The organism is Yersinia vastinensis, from assembly GCF_044905075.1.
Lineage (GTDB): Bacteria > Pseudomonadota > Gammaproteobacteria > Enterobacterales > Enterobacteriaceae > Yersinia > Yersinia vastinensis.
Genome location: NZ_CP173260.1, coordinates 1,605,172 through 1,621,112, shown reverse-complemented (window position 1 = coordinate 1,621,112; position 15,941 = coordinate 1,605,172). Strand labels below are relative to the sequence as shown.

The window sequence follows — 15,941 nt, the reverse complement described above, 5'->3', positions numbered from 1 at the left end:
TATACTCTTCATCTTTCAAGATACAGGAGTGTTGATTGCTCTCGGCCACCCGATTGAATTAACTCATTAGGGTGTTCTCGTTTATCGCCTTCCTACATCAGAGAATCTATTGGGAATAGACGTAATCAATATATCCATTTCGCTTTATTCTACACATGTAATCATATGTTTACATGCCGCGTAACGACGATTTGACACAAATAAGCCAATCTACTACCCTGCTGCACTCAATAATTCCAATAAATTGTTATGTAATAGAGGAAAGCGTGAAGAATCGCACCCTGGGCAGTATATTTATCGTTGCTGGCACCACCATTGGTGCAGGTATGCTGGCTATGCCACTGGCTGCTGCGGGAGTGGGCTTTGGCGTCACCCTCGCATTATTAATTTCTCTTTGGTTATTAATGTGTTACACCGCATTACTTTTGGTTGAAGTGTACCAGCACGAAGCGGCAGATACTGGGCTGGGGACTTTGGCTAAACGTTATCTCGGTCATCGAGGGCAGTGGCTCACCGGTTTTAGCATGATGTTTCTGATGTATGCACTGACCGCCGCCTATATTAGTGGCGCTGGTGAGTTGCTGGCCACCAGCATTAGTCAGTGGACTCAACATTCGTTTCCAACTTCACTTGGCGTATTGCTGTTTACACTGATTGCCGGTGGTGTGGTCTGTATCGGAACCCACTCCGTTGACTTATTTAACCGCATCTTGTTCAGCGCTAAAATTATCTTCCTGATTGTAATGTTGGCATTGATGATGCCGCATATAGAGAAAACCAATTTATTGACGTTGCCATTGGAACAAGGGCTGGCTCTTTCAGCTATTCCGGTCATTTTCACTTCATTTGGTTTTCATGGCAGCGTACCCAGTATTGTCAATTATATGGGTGGCAATATTCGTAAACTGCGTTGGGTATTTATTATCGGCAGTGCAATCCCACTTATTGCTTATATTTTCTGGCAGTTGACCACGCTAGGGTCCATTTCGTCTCATACCTTCGTTGGTATTTTGGCACAGCAAGCTGGGTTGAATGGCTTATTACAAGCCGTGCGTGATGTGGTGGCCTCCCCTCATGTCGAGTTGGCCGTCCATCTGTTTGCCGATTTGGCACTGGCGACCTCATTCCTAGGGGTTGCATTGGGGCTGTTTGATTATCTGGCGGATTTGTTTAAACGCCGTAATTCAGTACGAGGCCGCCTGCAAACTGGCGCAATTACCTTTGTACCGCCGCTGCTGTTCGCTCTGTTTTATCCACGTGGTTTTATTATGGCCTTAGGTTTTGCCGCTGTCGCATTATCGGTATTAGCATTAATTCTGCCTGCCATGTTGGCGTGGAAAGCACGTAAGATTCATCAAGGAAGTTATCGCGTATGGGGCGGGAAACCGGCACTCGCAGCGGTATTTGCTTGTGGGGTTGTGGTCATTGGAATTCAAGTCGGGATTGTCACTGGCGCACTACCCGCTGTTGGGTAAGTGTAACTGCACCCCGTAAGGCGTAGCGAGCTGGGTCAATTGAGTACGCCCAGCGCGGAGTCCCCGCAGTGTATACGTCGCGCACTGCGGAGGCGGGCACAGCGCAATGTACGTGATGACGCGCAGTAGCCGACTGCAACCCACAGCCATTGGCGCTACAGCAAGGCGGCAAACGAGTAAATCCCGATGAGCTGACACCTGTCAGTGATTCGGGTGAGCGAATGCAGCCAACAACGCTGTAGCGTCAAGGGCGTAGGGGAATTAGAAGTTTAAGCCCGCACCGATATACACCCCATCCGCTAGGCGATTATCCCGATGGCCTTCTTTACCTTCCATATTGATATAACGATAGCCAACATCAACAGTCAGTGGGCGGAAGACACTCCAGCGCAAGCCACCATTGGCTTCACTGTAGGATTTCATGCCGCTGGTCAACTCTTCAGGGGCGAAATAACCTTCACCGTATAAAGTAAATGACTTGTTGATTGGATAAGTTAGCCCACCGCCAATCGCTACTGCGCCGCCATTGCTCCCCTCTTCCGGCGACATATAAATGCCTTTCCCGCCAACAGTTGCCATCATTGGACCAATCGGCAAATTAAAACCCAGCCCCATACCATAAACATCACCATCATGATCACTACGCGCCCAGTTGCCACTGATAGCCAACCCGCCGGTGTTAGTACCAAGACCAAACCCTAAATTGGTGTAATGACGCCCAGTTTCAGCGTTAAAACTTACCGCACTGGCGGAACCTGTAACAAACAACAGGCTGGCAGCACAGGCAATTAAATGCTTATTCATATTTCTCTCTCATTATTCGTCATGTTACCCATGAGCAAACTCTGGCTAACAGGTTTTTCCTGCCTCGAGTTTAACCGAAAAAAAAACCATAAACACACGGAAAAACCGATTAAATACCACAGTATTTCAAATGATTGTCAATAATCATGTCATTAATATGTTTTATGCTAGCGATGATAATGATAAGGCGTACCTATTTGCTGAATATCAGCAATACGGCTACAACTAGTGTGGAGATCAAAGAATAAATCCCTGATGTTGTTTAAGTTATTATCTTGTCAATTAGACTTTTGACGCGATGTAATGCTTTAAATACCCGAAAAAGCAATCAATTCAACAGCCATACTGGAGAAAATGATGAGCAAAAAGAAAGGTTTAACGACTGCAGCAGGTGCTCCCGTTGTTGATAATAATAATGTTGTGACTGCTGGCCGACGTGGCCCGATGCTACTGCAAGATGTGTGGTTCTTAGAGAAGCTGGCTCATTTCGATCGCGAAGTGATCCCAGAGCGCCGCATGCACGCTAAAGGTTCTGGTGCTTACGGTACTTTTACGGTGACCCACGACATTACCCAATATACGCGAGCAAAAATTTTCTCCGAGATTGGTAAGCAAACCGAAATGTTTGTTCGCTTCTCAACCGTTGCAGGCGAACGCGGTGCTGCTGATGCTGAACGTGATATTCGTGGTTTCGCCATGAAATATTACACTGAAGAAGGTAACTGGGATTTAGTCGGTAACGATACCCCCGTATTCTACTTGCGTGATCCGCTAAAATTCCCCGACCTCAACCATGTTGTAAAACGCGACCCGCGCACTAACCTGCGTAACCCGATTTACAAGTGGGACTTCTTCTCCCAACTCCCTGAGTCTCTGCACCAGCTCACCATCGACTTCAGTGACCGTGGCTTACCAAGATCCTATCGCCATATGCACGGGTTCGGTAGCCATACCTTTAGTTTTATCAATGCCAAGAATGAGCGTTTTTGGGTTAAATTCCATTTCCGCTGCGAGCAAGGCATTGAAAATCTTATGGATGATGAAGCTGAAAAACTGGTTGGCACAGACAGAGAAAGCTCTCAGCGTGACCTGTATGAGGCGATTGAACGTGGTGACTTCCCACGTTGGAAATTACAGATTCAGGTGATGCCAGAGCATGAAGCATCACAAACCCCATATAATCCGTTTGACCTGACCAAAGTCTGGCCACACGGTGACTACCCATTAATTGATGTTGGTTTCTTCGAGTTGAACCGCAACCCAGAAAACTACTTCGCTGAAGTTGAGCAAGCCTCCTTCAACCCAGCTAACGTAGTGCCCGGGGTGAGTTTCTCACCAGATCGCATGTTGCAAGGCCGTTTGTTCTCTTACGGTGATGCGGCGCGTTATCGTTTAGGGGTTAATCATCATCAGATCCCAGTGAACAGTGCTAAATGCCCATTCCACAATTACCATCGTGATGGTGCAATGCGTGTTGATGGTAACAGTGGTAATACGGCAACTTACGAGCCAAACAGTTTTGGTTTGTTCCAAGAGCAACCTGATTTCAGCGAACCGCCATTAACTTTGGAAGGGGCCGCTGATCATTGGAATCACCGCGAAGATGACGATTATTACTCACAACCACGAGCGCTATTCAATCTGCTCAGTGAAGAAGAACATCAGCGGATGTTTGCTCGGATTGCCGGGGAGCTTTCACAAGTTCCTGAAGAGATCCAACGCCGTCAGGTAGACCTGTTTACTAAGGTTCACCCTGATTACGGTAATGGCGTGAAGAAAGCGCTGGGATTAAATTAAGACATTTATTTAAAACCCCTCTTTTGAGGGGTTTTTACTTTGCCATCCCTTTTGATAATACGCCGCTCAAAATTGGCCGCATCACCAGTGCTCAGTCCAGTCTGAATATGAACAATCAGGTGACATGGCGAATATGCTCAGGCGGTAGCGAATTGCAAAATGGTGACGTGACTGCCTCGGCTGAAATGCTCATCACCTTTAACTAAGTTTGATCCCCTGCGGTTTCACATTACGCAGGGTGTATTTTCTCAAAATACTCCGTTAGCAACCGCCGAGAAACCTTAATCCCGCCGTTTTTTAACGCATCCGGTAAGCGATAAAAAGCCACCGGACGCTGAAAGACGGCGAGCTGTGGCGCAAGCCACTTTGCGAGCGCAAGTTCATCCACGGCCACCTCGCTGTCAATCACGGCTATCGGGCGGTGACCAAACTCAGCATCCTCGACGGGGAGGATAAATGCTTGTTGTATACCGGGGTACTGCGCCAAAATGCGTTCGATATCCTCTGGCTGCACGCCCTCACCACCGCTGAAAAATACATTGTCCAGCCGCCCAAGGATCCGCAGTTCCCCTTTTTGCCAAACGCCACGATCACGGGTATGAAACCAACCCTCACCATCGGTAATCGGCCGTAACTGCCCCTGTTGCCAATAACCAGCAGCCAGACAATCGGCTTTGACCCAGACCTCCTCCTCGACCAACTTCACTTGCCGCCCTGCAAGGGCGACCCCGACACCCGGCATGCCATTAGCGCGCTTGGCGCACACCGTCGAGGCAGCTTCTGTCAGGCCATATCCACACCAGCAGCGAATACCACGAGCTTCCGCTTGTTCGGTTAGCTCGGTTGGAATATTCGCTCCCCCTAGCAGCACCTCTTTCAAACTCAGATGACCGTCGGCAGCATCGAGCAGACGCCAAAGTTGAGTTGGCACCAACGATGCATGGCTACACCCATTCAACGCATCCAATAATGTTACGTCCGTTTGCACCACCAACGTAGCCCCAGCCCTTAACCAGCGCCAGACAATCCCCTGCCCTGAAACATGAAACAGTGGTAATGAGAGCAACCAACTGTCATTCGCGGCGAAATTCATCAGTTGCAATACGCCATCAGCACTGGCCAAGTGGGCCGCGAGCGTATGTACCGCCGCCTTAGGCAAGCCTGAAGAACCAGAGGTTAATGTCATGGTTGCCAGCCGCTGGCTATCCCATATCACCGCCTCTGGCGCAGCGTTTTCGGTACTGAGATTTAGTGGAAGAAAGGTTAATGACGCAGGTAATGGATCCGCCAGATTCAGCATGAAATCGATATCGAGCTGTGGCAGCAGTTGAGTCAGCAGTGGCGCAGGTAATTGAGGATTCAGCGGTAAAACCCGAGCAGCGCACTGCAACGCCGCCAAATAGGCCAGCAGCAATGAATAACTATTTTTGCCCCGTAGCACAATAGTGCTACCGGGAGTCACACCTTGCCGCTGAAAACTGGACGTCAGGTTATCAAGATCAGTAACCCACTGCTGCCAACTGATCAGTTGTGACCCTACGTGCAGCGCTGTTGCCTGAGGTCGCAGATTAGCCCAATGTTGCCAAGGCCAGTCCTTTAGCTGTGCCATAGCACGTCCAGTTGGTCTGCGGTCACTAGCGGCAAGCGGCTCTCAGGCCATTGGCGTATTAACTGCGCTTGCATCAAATCCAGCGTATCCAGCCCCGGAAGGGTGGTTGGTGTCAACCAATGCGCCAATCGCGCCAATTGCGTCAACCCCAGACTGGATTCGATACTGGAGCTGATCACTGCCACCAGCCCCGCCTGATGCGCTTGCTGCACCAATTGCTGGCAACGTGCAATACTGCCCACCAGCGTCGGCTTGATAACAATCGCCGCCACCCCAGGCTCGGCTTCCACCTGAAAATCCGCCTCACGGACACTTTCGTCCCAAGCGATAGCAATCCCCGTATCACGGGCAAATTCGCGGGATTCGGCGCGGGTTTTACAGGGTTCTTCCAAGAAAGCAATACGTGAGCGCAGTTCAGGGTTCACATATTTGGCAAACCCATCGGCTTTCGCTCGGGTCCAACTGCGGTTAGCATCCAGTCGCAGAGTTAAGTCAGGCAAAGCTTCCAGCAGCACATTGACAATCATGCCGTCGCGCACCGCTTCATACAGCCCGACTTTCACCTTGGCAACTTTCTCACCGGGCAGTGCTTCTAGCACAGCGAACAGCTCGTCAGGGTCTCCCGTACAAAGTGGCGCTTTGTGGTAGTTTGCCGCCATTGGCAAGGATTGCTCAAGCTCGGCTTGCGCGCAACTGAGGCCAAAAGCCACGGATGGCAATGCACCAAGCAAAGGGGCCTCACCCGCCACCCAGTTTTGTAGCCAACAGGTGGCTTGTGCTTGCGCTTGCGCCAACGTTTCCTGACTGAACTCCGGTAAGGGGGCAATTTCGCCCCAACCTGTCTGTTCACCTTGCTGCAACTTCACCAATAACCCATCGCGGCTTTTCAACCGCTGATTGCGCAGTATCACCCCAGCGTCCATCGGGATGCTATAGCGGTAAAGCGTGGCCGCGCGCATTATGGATTACGCTTGAATTTGCTGAAGTCTGGTTGGCGTTTCTCATTAAATGCATTACGCCCCTCTTGGCCTTCATCGGTCATATAGAACAACATAGTGGCGTTACCCGCCAGCTCTTGCAGACCAGCCTGACCATCGCAGTCAGCATTCAATGCTGCTTTCAGACAACGCAGTGCCATTGGGCTGTTTTCCAGCATTTCACGACACCAGCGTACAGTTTCTTTTTCTAACTCAGCCAACGGGACCACGGTATTAACCAGCCCCATATCCAGCGCCTGCTTGGCATCATATTGACGGCACAGGAACCAGATTTCGCGCGCTTTTTTCTGGCCGACGATACGAGCCATATACGCCGCTCCCCAACCGCCGTCGAATGAGCCGACTTTGGGACCTGTTTGGCCGAAAATAGCGTTATCTGCGGCAATGGTCAGGTCACACATCATATGCAATACATGCCCACCGCCAATAGAATAACCGGCTACCATTGCAACAACGGGTTTCGGACAGGTACGGATCTGACGCTGGAAATCCAACACATTCAAGTGATGAACACCGCTGTTATCTTGATAACCGCCGTAGTCACCACGGACTTTCTGATCACCGCCAGAACAGAAGGCTTTCTCACCCTCACCGGTCAGAATGATCACCCCGATACTGTCATCATAGCGGGCATCTGCCAGCGCTTGGATCATCTCTTTCACCGTTAACGGGCGAAATGCATTACGCACTTGAGGACGGTTAATGGTTATTTTAGCGATCCCATCGCTGGATTTGTGATAACGAATATCTTCAAACCCGGCGGAGCATTCATGCCACTCGATGGCGGCGTACAGTTGTTCTTCGCTCGGATACAGCATAGTTAGCATTCCTTTATCGGGAGAGGGACAAAAATGAAGACTGTGACAAAAATGAAAGTACCTGCGCCGCAAAAGCGCCGGGATTTGCCCGATGCGCATTATGCCCAGCGCGGGCCAGTGTACGTAATGGCAACTGATATTGATGTGCCAACTGCTGGAATTTTTGGTCGCGCGAGCCACACAGATAAGTGTAGGGAACGCTGAGCCGTTGCAAGGCCGGTAACAACCAAGGTTGATGCCCTAGTGAGGTTGCCTCCAACATGTCTGCCACTGCAGGTCCCTGATTGGCCGCACGCAGTGACACCAATTGCGTCCGCTGTTGTGAATCTAAATCAGCAAAAACATCCTGTTGATACCAATCGGCCAAGACTTGTGGCAAAGGTTCGTGACGAAAACGCTGCGCCCATTGTCTATCGTGCTGCAAGCGCTGCGCTCGTAGTTCATCACTTTCCAACCCGAGGTTTCCGCCTTCTACCAGTAGCCCCAGCAACCCTTGATGGTGACCATTGCAGGCGTGGTACATCGCAATCCTGCCGCCTAAAGAGTAGCCTGCCAGCCAATATTCGCGAATACCATAAGCCTGCAATGTTTCGGCTAGCTGCTGGCTGATATCAGCAAAACCGCGAGTCTTCACGGCAGTTGATTTACCGTGCCCCGGCAAATCGACAAGCAGTGAGGGATAATCGCCGCACAATTCAGCGACGGGTAGCCAATCTTCACCACTGCCCAGTAAACCATGCAGCCACACTAACCATGGTCCACTATGTTGCCGCGTAGACGAATCAGGGTGTGGATCGAGCTTACGGCAAGCCAACGTCATAATTGGGCCACCTGTTGCACCAGTTGTTGCAACGTTTCGGCACCCTGACTTGGCGGCACGACGATTTCAATCAGTGTCACACCACCGCGCAGCCAACATTGCTCTACCTGCTGCTGAAGCATCAACATGCTCTCCGGCCGGGCATAACCCAAGCCAAACATGGCGGCGGCATGTTCAAAATTCACATTCTGCGGCATACAGTAAAAACGCTGGCGATCAGCTTCAGGAGTCGGAAGCAGGGAGAAAATCTGCCCGCCATTATTATTGACCACCAGCAGCACCATTGGCGCTGAACTTTGGCGTAACAACGCCAGCGCATTGAGATCGTATAAAGCCGATAAATCCCCGACAATCGCCAGTGTCGGTTTGGCCGTTGCGCGCTGAACACCCGCAGCGGTCGATAGCAAACCATCAATGCCACTGGCTCCCCGATTACTGTAAACCGGATACCCCACCGGCAATTGCCCCAAAGCATCAATCAAGCGGACAATTAAGCTGTTACCCACAAAAAGCTGACCGTTTTCTGGTAAAAGTTCAGCCAGTAGATGCGCCACTGCCGCTTCACTAAACTGGTCATTCAGCGCTTTTGCTACATAGGCATGGGCATTTTTCGACAACAGAATAAGTTCCGCAGCCCACGGGGTTCGGCGCTGTGCAGGATGCTGTTCCAACCACTTATTCACTGGCGAAATAATTCTACGCCCACGATGGTTAGCTGGATCAAGGCGGCCCGGTAAGGTGTCCACCAGCCAATACTCCTGCGGCTGACACTGTTCTTGCCATTGCAGCAGGCGCTTGCCCGTTAAGCTGCTACCAAATTGTAGAACTATCTGCGCCTGCGCAAGCACGCGTTGCGCTCCCGGATGCCCCAGCCACAGGTCAGCACAAGGCAACGGTTGGCCCGTTTGCGAAAGTACATCACCAATCAATGGCCAACCCAACAGTTCAGCCCATTCAGCAACTTGCCGCCCTTCTTCAGCGGTCATACGCCCGGCAATGACAACACCACGTTTTTGCCGCCATGAAAACCAGTCAGCTTGTTCTATTTGCGGCAAATTGCGCGATTGACGCAGCCACGGATGGCAATCCTGCCACCAGTCACCTAACGCGCCAGACCAGTCAGCATAGTGTTGGTCGTCACCGCCATAGAGCGGTTCCGCAAATGGGCAGTTAATATGTAGGCCACCATGATGCAATTGCGCCATGGCGCTATCGAGCGTCGATACCAGCCAACGGGCCGGAATATCCGGTGTGGGTCGAGGCAGATTCAGTGTGACCTGAGGATGGCTGGCAAACAGCCCTTGTTGGCGAATCGCTTGGTTGGCACCGCAATCAATCAACTCTGGTGGGCGATCGGCGGTCAGTAATACTAGGCGCTCCCCTGTCAGCCCGGCCTCAATTAAGGCGGGATAGAGGTTGGCAGCAGCAGTACCTGATGTAACTATCACGGCAACGGGTTCGTTGGCGGCTTTCGCCAACCCCAACGCCAGATGCCCCAAACCGCGCTCGTCAAAATGGGTATGGCACACCAAGGATGAATTCGCGGCAGCCGCCAAGGTTAACGGTGTCGAACGGGAGCCTGGCGCAATACAAATATGACGTACACCGTGGCGCGTCAACGCCTCCAGTAGTAATGCCGCCCAACGACGGTTAAAAACGCTTGTCGACATGATTCGCCCAAAAGTCAGTTAACAGACACTGCGATCCCGATAATCGGCATGAAAAACAAACATTGCCCTTTGAAATAGCCCGGAGTGACTGATTAATGGTTAAAATTTTACCGACCTATACCACACATGTGGTTTAGTTTTGCCGAGTTTAACAGTTTACACCTGCGGCATGGGGGTCACAATCCGCCCACATAACAAGTGCGGTTAATTACCGTATTTTATTCATCATTATCGCGTGATTGATTAACCAGCAACGTGCGTAATCCAGCGGATTTATTGTTAATTTCTTGCCACTCTTGCTCTGGGTCAGAACCCGCCACGATACCGGCTCCGGCATACAGATGCAGCCATTGCTCCTCCACCCATGCCGAACGCAGGGTGACGCTGAACTCACTCTGCTTGAGTGAAAGATAGCCGGCCGACCCCGCATACCAGCCACGGGAAAAGGGTTCGTTTTCGGCAATAAACTGCCGAGCGATATTCCGTGGTAACCCCGCCACCGCCGCGGTGGGTTGCAATCGTTGCAAGCAATCGGTATCACTGGCCTGATTAAGCTGCGCATGAATGCGGCGGCGCAAATGCTGTACTTTGCGTAATCGAATAATCTCTGGTGGCATCACATCCACCGCTTCAACCCCACCTTGTAGACGCTGACAAATATCATCGACTACCAGTAAATTTTCGCGCTGATTTTTTTCATCACTCATCAGCCAATGAGCTAATTCAGTAGCTTGGCCAGTATCTTCATCATTTGACACCGTCCCCGCCAAGGCTTCGGTTTCCAAATGGCAAAGTTGGCGCAGATATAAGCGCTCCGGGCTGGAGCCTAAAAATGCCCGTGATGCATCAAAGCGCAACAGATAATGAAAACAGTGGTGATTAACCTGACGGCTGGCGGCCATAAAAGCCGGACAGGAGAGCGGTTTGTCCAGCCGCAAGCGAGTCGCCCGCGCCAGAACCACTTTTTCCATTTTTTGTTGCTCAATACTGCCCAGAGCTTGCTGAATCAAGCGGCTCCATTGCGGGTATTCCGGCATATGGCTGGCCTGTTCAACCACGGTATCCAGTGCGGGGAGCGGTTTAGCGGCAAGTAGTTGGTCAATAAAGGTGATAGCACGCAAGGCATCTTGCTGTAGGGAGGAATCACTGACCAGGTTAAGGGTCAAATGCGTGTTATTGCCGCGGCGCAATATTTCAATACGCGGTAAAAACAGAAAGCTGGTTTGTGTGCCTTGAGCTTCAGAATGAAGGCTATCAGCACCAGAGGCAGCAAGAGTGACTGGCTCAAATGCATTCAAACCCCAGACTCGCAGCCCGATGGTAGCACTGTGCTGTTGAATAAACTGATCAGCGGATTGCACATCATTAAACTGCCGGGTTTGGCCACAGACAGCAGCCTCTTCATGGCCTTCACGGTGGTGCCAATAAAATTGAGGGAAATGGCACTGAGCAGCTAACCACTCCAATAATTGGTTTCCCACTTGTCCCGGCGCGGGCAAGATAATTTGCCGAATACCGGCCTGGTCAGGGAAACCGGCACGCAACTTTTGCCGTAATTCACCTAACAAACCAGAAAGTTGCTTCACGACCACCTCGGCAAATCAACAGAAAGAGTGGGATTATACGGGCCATGAATAATAAAAAAAGTCAGATTGAAAAGTTATTGTTCGTTATCACACTAATATTTGATATCGGCACAAATCTTTACCTCTTAATGGGGGCTAAGGGCAGGAGTACACCTACCCTTAGCATGGGATAGTGGTGAGCGAAATACACAGAGAAAACACTCTAGCGGCGGGCGAGCAATAGCCCTATAACCAACCCTACTGTGGCGCCGATTCCCACACTGCACCACGGTTTTTCGCGGACATAATCGTCGGTACAGCACGCCAGCGCTTTTGCCCGTTTGATATAGCATTCACTGCGGCCACTCAAACGGTATTGAACCTCCTTTAAGGCTTTCTCCGCCCGCGCTTTGATTTCCTGATAACTTTCATCGGCAGCATCACCCGAGGCCCGCAGCACCTCTTCCAATGTATCCGTCAACATGGTCAAATCATCATCCAGTGAAGTTTGCTGTTCTCTATCTCGGTTCATATGCGTTCTCCATGATTGAAAAAAGAGCATCCTATAAGGATAGTCTATCTGGGGAGGGGCGGGGATGAGTTCGGATTGATGATGAGTTTGTGGGCACCTCCGTCGCCACTAATCTCATGTCGACTGAACCAAATCACCCAAATCAACCATAAACACTACATGCCCCCTGCTCTGCCCCGGTAAATTGCTCTCGCAACGCACCAAATAATTCTCGCCCAGCTCCGGCATGGAAAGCCGAGATATCTGGCCGTTCCACAGGGCGGCTGGCCAATTCGGTTTCATCGACTAACAATGAAAGTTCACCGCTAACACCATCCACCCGAACCCGATCGCCGTTGCGGATTTTTGCCAGTAAACCACCGCAATAAGCTTCTGGCGTCACATGAATTGCCGAGGGGACTTTGCCTGATGCACCAGATAAACGGCCATCGGTGACCAGCGCCACTTTAAAACCGCGATCCAATAATACGCCCAGTGGCGGCATCAACTTATGTAACTCCGGCATTCCAATGGCTCGTGGCCCTTGATAACGTACGACCACCACACAGTCGCGGTTCAACTCACCAGATTCAAATGCTGGCCCGACGTCGTGCTGGTTTTCAAATACCACCGCAGGCCCTTCGATAATTTGATGCGCATGAGGCACTGCTGACGTTTTCATCACCGCACGCCCCAAATTGCCACTTAATACTTTGGTCCCCCCATGTGGCGAGAAAGGCTGAGCCAAATGGGCAATAACCTGATCATCCAGTGACCGCACAGGCCCGCTGCGCCATTGCAGTTCCCCCTTTGCCAGATAGGGTTCTTGGGTGTAACGCTGTAAACCAAACCCAGCCACCGTATGGACATCTTCGTGCAGCAAACCACCTTGCAGTAGCTCTCTTACCAGCAATGCCACTCCCCCCGCAGCCTGAAAATAGTTAATATCTGCCGGGCCATTCGGGTAAATGCGACATAGCTGCGGGGTCACTTCTGACAGTTCGGAAAAGTCATCCCAATTAATGATAATGCCTGCCATGCGCGCCATCGCCACCAGATGCATGGTGTGATTGGTCGAGCCACCAGTGGCCAGCAGTGCCACGATGCCATTCACTACCACTTTTTCATCCACTAACTGGCCAACTGGTAGATAGTTGCCGCTAATTTGTGTCAAACGCGTGACCTGACGCGCCGCCGCCGCGGTCAAAGCATCACGCAGTGGCGTATTAGGCTGAATAAATGAAGAACCGGGTAAGTGCAGCCCCATCACTTCCATTACCATCTGATTCGAGTTGGCGGTGCCATAAAATGTGCAAGTGCCAGCGCTGTGATAAGAGGCGGCTTCCGCTTCCAACAATGCATGTCTGTCAACTTTACCCTCGGCATACAGTTGGCGTACCCGCACTTTCTCTTTATTAGATAAACCACTGCTCATTGGCCCCGCAGGAACAAAAACCGCCGGTAAATGGCCAAATGACAAAGCAGCCATCAGTAACCCCGGCACAATTTTGTCACATACCCCAAGATACAAAGCCCCATCGAACATGTTGTGAGACAGGCCAATTGCCGCAGACATGGCAATGACATCACGGCTCATCAGTGACAGCTCCATGCCATCTTGCCCTTGTGTCACTCCGTCACACATAGCGGGAACTCCCCCCGCAACCTGCCCGACCGCACCGACATCATGCAGTGCCTCTTTCAATTGTTGTGGGTAATGCTCATAAGGCTGATGGGCGGACAGCATATCGTTATAGGAAGTAATAATGGCAATATCGCTACGTACCATATTTTTCAATGCGGTTTTATCATCAGGTTGGCAGGCAGCAAAACCATGAGCCAAATTGCCACAGGCTAGTTGCGAACGGTGAACGGTATTCCCCTTTGCTGCACTAATGCGTTGCAAATAGGCCGTGCGAGTCGCCGCAGAACGCGCAGTAATACGCTGCGTGACGCGGATGAGAGTCGGGTTCATCGCCATTCCTTATTCACTCAAGGGAGCCAAAAGTTCAATACTGCCCGCAGGGAGGCCGATAAAATCCGCCAATACCAGCAACAGCAAATTGTGATCATCCAGATGTGGCGCGCCGGAAACATTAACGCTGCCGATAATACCGGCCTGTCTAACCTGTAGTGGGTATCCACCACCTAACGCGGCGTAATCTCGCAAACTGACACCATAACGCGCTTCCAGCGAGGTCTGGCGCTGTTGCAGCATTAACCCGGCGGCATAAGAACTGATACCCAGTAACTCCACCATATGGCGTTTGCGCCGTAGCCAGTCACTGTTTTCAGCAGTGGTGCCTGGCATGGCGTAACTGAATAATGTTTGCCCGTTCACGGTGATATTGATAGCCAGAGCCACACCTTGCCGTTCGGCCTGCTGCTTGATTTTTTCACCTAACTGCCAAGCTGTTTCATGATTGAAATGCGTCAACTGCAAAAGCTGTTGGTGCTGTTGGCAGTGGGTGAGTTGCTGCTGTAAGTTCATGAGATTCTCCGGTGATGAGCGGCGGCTGGGTTATCTCCCATCGATACCGCCTATCTGGCTTAAGCGCGTTTGGCTTTGGCTAAGTTTTTGTCAGCCATTCCTGTTCCCTTGGTGGTGACTTCAACGTCACACTCTTTTGGCAAGGTAAGCGTAATCAGCCCGGCAATAATCAAGGAGCCAGCTAACATGCAAACTGCCGCACTTTGGCCGTAGAAGAAAATCATCACCCCCACCAAATACGGGCCGCAGAATCCGCCCAGATTACCTAACCCGTTAATCACACCACGCGCGCCCCCCGCCACTTCAGGTATCGCAATGCGCCCCGGAATTGACCAGAATGGACTCGTTGCTGCTTTAAGGAAGAAACCACACACCACTAACGCCAAATACGAGACCAGTACGTTGTGACGGAAAATCACCGATGTCACCAGACCCGCGGCAAAACAAAACAGGGAAATCATAATCAACAGGCGGCGTTTCCCGGTTTTATCCGACAACGCAGAGATGACGTAAATACCGGCGGTAGTCGCAATAAAAGGCAAAATCGCCAGAACACCCACGGAGGCCATATTGCCGCCAGTCAGATTCTTTAAAATAGTGGGTAACCACAAGGTGTAGCCATAATCCCCTGTCTGATAAAAAAAGTTTAGTGCGACCAACTTCATCAAACCTCTATTGAGGAAAACAGCTTTGAGTGGGGCGTTAGTTACTGGCGTATCCAGCATCCGTTCAGCACGCTCCCGCGCCAGCTCTGTGACCAAATAATCACGTTCTTTGGCGGACAACCATTTGGCCTCTTCTGGCCGGTCACTGATAACAAACCACCACATCACCAGCACCACGGCTGATAGTGACCCTTCCAAAAAGAACAACCAACGCCAATCGAGTGCATTAATGATAAAGCCAGATAGCGGAGCGGTGAACATGCCTCCTATCGGGGCAAACATCATCACGAAAGCATTCGCGCGACCAATCTCACGTTCTGGGAACCAGTTACTGACCATGGTCAATACCACCGGCAACATGCCGCCCTCAGAAACCCCCAGAACAAAGCGCAGGAATAACAATTGATAATGGTTAGTGACAAAACCCGTCAGAATCGATACAACTGCCCAGACAGCAAGAGAATAAGCAATGAATTTTCTGCCACTACCATGAACGGCAATACGGCCGCCGGGTACTTGTAAAAATAAATAACCAATAAAGAAAATACCGCCCGCTAAACCGGCCATTTGGCTGGTAATAGCCAGATCGCTTTCCATACCGCCCGGTAGGGCAAAACTAATATTGACCCGGTCCATAAAAGAAATAATACAAGCAATCATTATTGGAACAATAACGCGGAACCAACGGGCATTAGGGATCTTGCTGTCCATATATATA

At 50.9% G+C, this 15,941-nt stretch carries 13 protein-coding genes; 2 read left to right on the top strand and 11 right to left on the bottom strand.

Going from position 1 to position 15,941, the window contains the following annotated elements:
• Nucleotides 1-266: 266 nt before the first annotated feature.
• On the top strand, nucleotides 267-1,475 hold the full coding sequence (tyrP, locus tag ACIOG0_RS07645) for a tyrosine transporter TyrP (RefSeq protein WP_050096928.1): 1,209 nt from the start codon (nucleotides 267-269) through the stop codon (nucleotides 1,473-1,475).
• 261 nt (nucleotides 1,476-1,736) lie between these two features.
• Here the strand turns inward: tyrP and ACIOG0_RS07640 are convergent, their stop codons facing one another.
• Nucleotides 1,737-2,279, bottom strand: coding sequence for a YfaZ family protein (locus ACIOG0_RS07640; RefSeq protein ID WP_050096927.1), 543 nt, complete (start codon nucleotides 2,277-2,279; stop codon nucleotides 1,737-1,739).
• Between the two features lie 357 nt (nucleotides 2,280-2,636).
• Here ACIOG0_RS07640 and ACIOG0_RS07635 point away from each other — a divergent pair, with 357 nt between their 5' ends.
• Nucleotides 2,637-4,076 carry a catalase gene (locus tag ACIOG0_RS07635; RefSeq protein ID WP_050096926.1) on the top strand — a complete coding sequence of 480 codons (1,440 nt, stop codon included), beginning with the start codon at nucleotides 2,637-2,639 and terminating at the stop codon, nucleotides 4,074-4,076.
• Between the two features lie 229 nt (nucleotides 4,077-4,305).
• Here ACIOG0_RS07635 and menE read toward each other — a convergent pair whose 3' ends face one another.
• The 10 genes from menE to ACIOG0_RS07585 all read right to left on the bottom strand — a co-directional run bounded on the left by menE (nucleotide 4,306) and on the right by ACIOG0_RS07585 (nucleotide 15,934).
• Complete coding sequence (gene menE / locus ACIOG0_RS07630; protein WP_050096925.1) at nucleotides 4,306-5,685, bottom strand: o-succinylbenzoate--CoA ligase; 1,380 nt, start codon at nucleotides 5,683-5,685, stop codon at nucleotides 4,306-4,308.
• Nucleotides 5,673-6,644, bottom strand: a complete 972-nt coding sequence (gene menC, locus ACIOG0_RS07625) for an o-succinylbenzoate synthase (protein WP_050096924.1) — start codon at nucleotides 6,642-6,644, stop codon at nucleotides 5,673-5,675. The genes menE and menC overlap by 13 nt, the downstream gene beginning before the upstream one ends.
• A complete protein-coding gene (gene menB, locus ACIOG0_RS07620; RefSeq protein WP_050096923.1) occupies nucleotides 6,644-7,501 on the bottom strand; it encodes a 1,4-dihydroxy-2-naphthoyl-CoA synthase in 858 nt (285 codons plus the stop codon). Before menB ends, menC begins: the two co-directional genes overlap by 1 nt.
• Before the next feature lie 13 nt (nucleotides 7,502-7,514).
• Nucleotides 7,515-8,324 carry a 2-succinyl-6-hydroxy-2,4-cyclohexadiene-1-carboxylate synthase gene (menH, locus tag ACIOG0_RS07615; protein WP_128450906.1) on the bottom strand — a complete coding sequence of 270 codons (810 nt, stop codon included), beginning with the start codon at nucleotides 8,322-8,324 and terminating at the stop codon, nucleotides 7,515-7,517.
• Nucleotides 8,318-9,991 (bottom strand): 2-succinyl-5-enolpyruvyl-6-hydroxy-3-cyclohexene-1-carboxylic-acid synthase, encoded by a 1,674-nt coding sequence (menD, locus tag ACIOG0_RS07610; RefSeq protein WP_050096921.1) that lies wholly within the window; start codon nucleotides 9,989-9,991, stop codon nucleotides 8,318-8,320. Before menD ends, menH begins: the two co-directional genes overlap by 7 nt.
• 218 nt (nucleotides 9,992-10,209) lie before the next feature.
• Complete coding sequence (gene menF, locus ACIOG0_RS07605) at nucleotides 10,210-11,577, bottom strand: isochorismate synthase MenF (protein ID WP_050096920.1); 1,368 nt, start codon at nucleotides 11,575-11,577, stop codon at nucleotides 10,210-10,212.
• Nucleotides 11,578-11,779: 202 nt separating this feature from the next.
• On the bottom strand, nucleotides 11,780-12,088 hold the full coding sequence (locus tag ACIOG0_RS07600; protein ID WP_050096919.1) for a DUF883 domain-containing protein: 309 nt from the start codon (nucleotides 12,086-12,088) through the stop codon (nucleotides 11,780-11,782).
• Between the two features lie 142 nt (nucleotides 12,089-12,230).
• On the bottom strand, nucleotides 12,231-14,042 hold the full coding sequence (gene edd, locus ACIOG0_RS07595; protein WP_050140360.1) for a phosphogluconate dehydratase: 1,812 nt from the start codon (nucleotides 14,040-14,042) through the stop codon (nucleotides 12,231-12,233).
• Between the two features lie 9 nt (nucleotides 14,043-14,051).
• Nucleotides 14,052-14,558 carry a heme-degrading domain-containing protein gene (locus tag ACIOG0_RS07590; RefSeq protein ID WP_050096917.1) on the bottom strand — a complete coding sequence of 169 codons (507 nt, stop codon included), beginning with the start codon at nucleotides 14,556-14,558 and terminating at the stop codon, nucleotides 14,052-14,054.
• A gap of 59 nt (nucleotides 14,559-14,617) precedes the next feature.
• Entirely contained in the window at nucleotides 14,618-15,934 is a 1,317-nt protein-coding gene (locus ACIOG0_RS07585; RefSeq protein ID WP_050096916.1) for an MFS transporter, read from the bottom strand.
• Between the last annotated feature and the right edge of the window lie 7 nt (nucleotides 15,935-15,941).

Bases quoted from the DNA above. Each gene is read 5' to 3' on its own strand.
- menB (WP_050096923.1), bottom strand. From the start codon at position 7,501: ATGCTGTATCCGAGCGAAGAACAACTGTACGCCGCCATCGAGTGGCAT.
- ACIOG0_RS07600 (WP_050096919.1), bottom strand. From the start codon at position 12,088: ATGAACCGAGATAGAGAACAGCAAACTTCACTGGATGATGATTTGACC.
- edd (WP_050140360.1), bottom strand. From the start codon at position 14,042: ATGAACCCGACTCTCATCCGCGTCACGCAGCGTATTACTGCGCGTTCT.
- ACIOG0_RS07640 (WP_050096927.1), bottom strand. From the start codon at position 2,279: ATGAATAAGCATTTAATTGCCTGTGCTGCCAGCCTGTTGTTTGTTACA.
- menE (WP_050096925.1), bottom strand. From the start codon at position 5,685: ATGGCACAGCTAAAGGACTGGCCTTGGCAACATTGGGCTAATCTGCGA.
- ACIOG0_RS07590 (WP_050096917.1), bottom strand. From the start codon at position 14,558: ATGAACTTACAGCAGCAACTCACCCACTGCCAACAGCACCAACAGCTT.
- ACIOG0_RS07585 (WP_050096916.1), bottom strand. From the start codon at position 15,934: ATGGACAGCAAGATCCCTAATGCCCGTTGGTTCCGCGTTATTGTTCCA.
- menC (WP_050096924.1), bottom strand. From the start codon at position 6,644: ATGCGCGCGGCCACGCTTTACCGCTATAGCATCCCGATGGACGCTGGG.
- ACIOG0_RS07635 (WP_050096926.1), top strand. From the start codon at position 2,637: ATGAGCAAAAAGAAAGGTTTAACGACTGCAGCAGGTGCTCCCGTTGTT.
- menD (WP_050096921.1), bottom strand. From the start codon at position 9,991: ATGTCGACAAGCGTTTTTAACCGTCGTTGGGCGGCATTACTACTGGAG.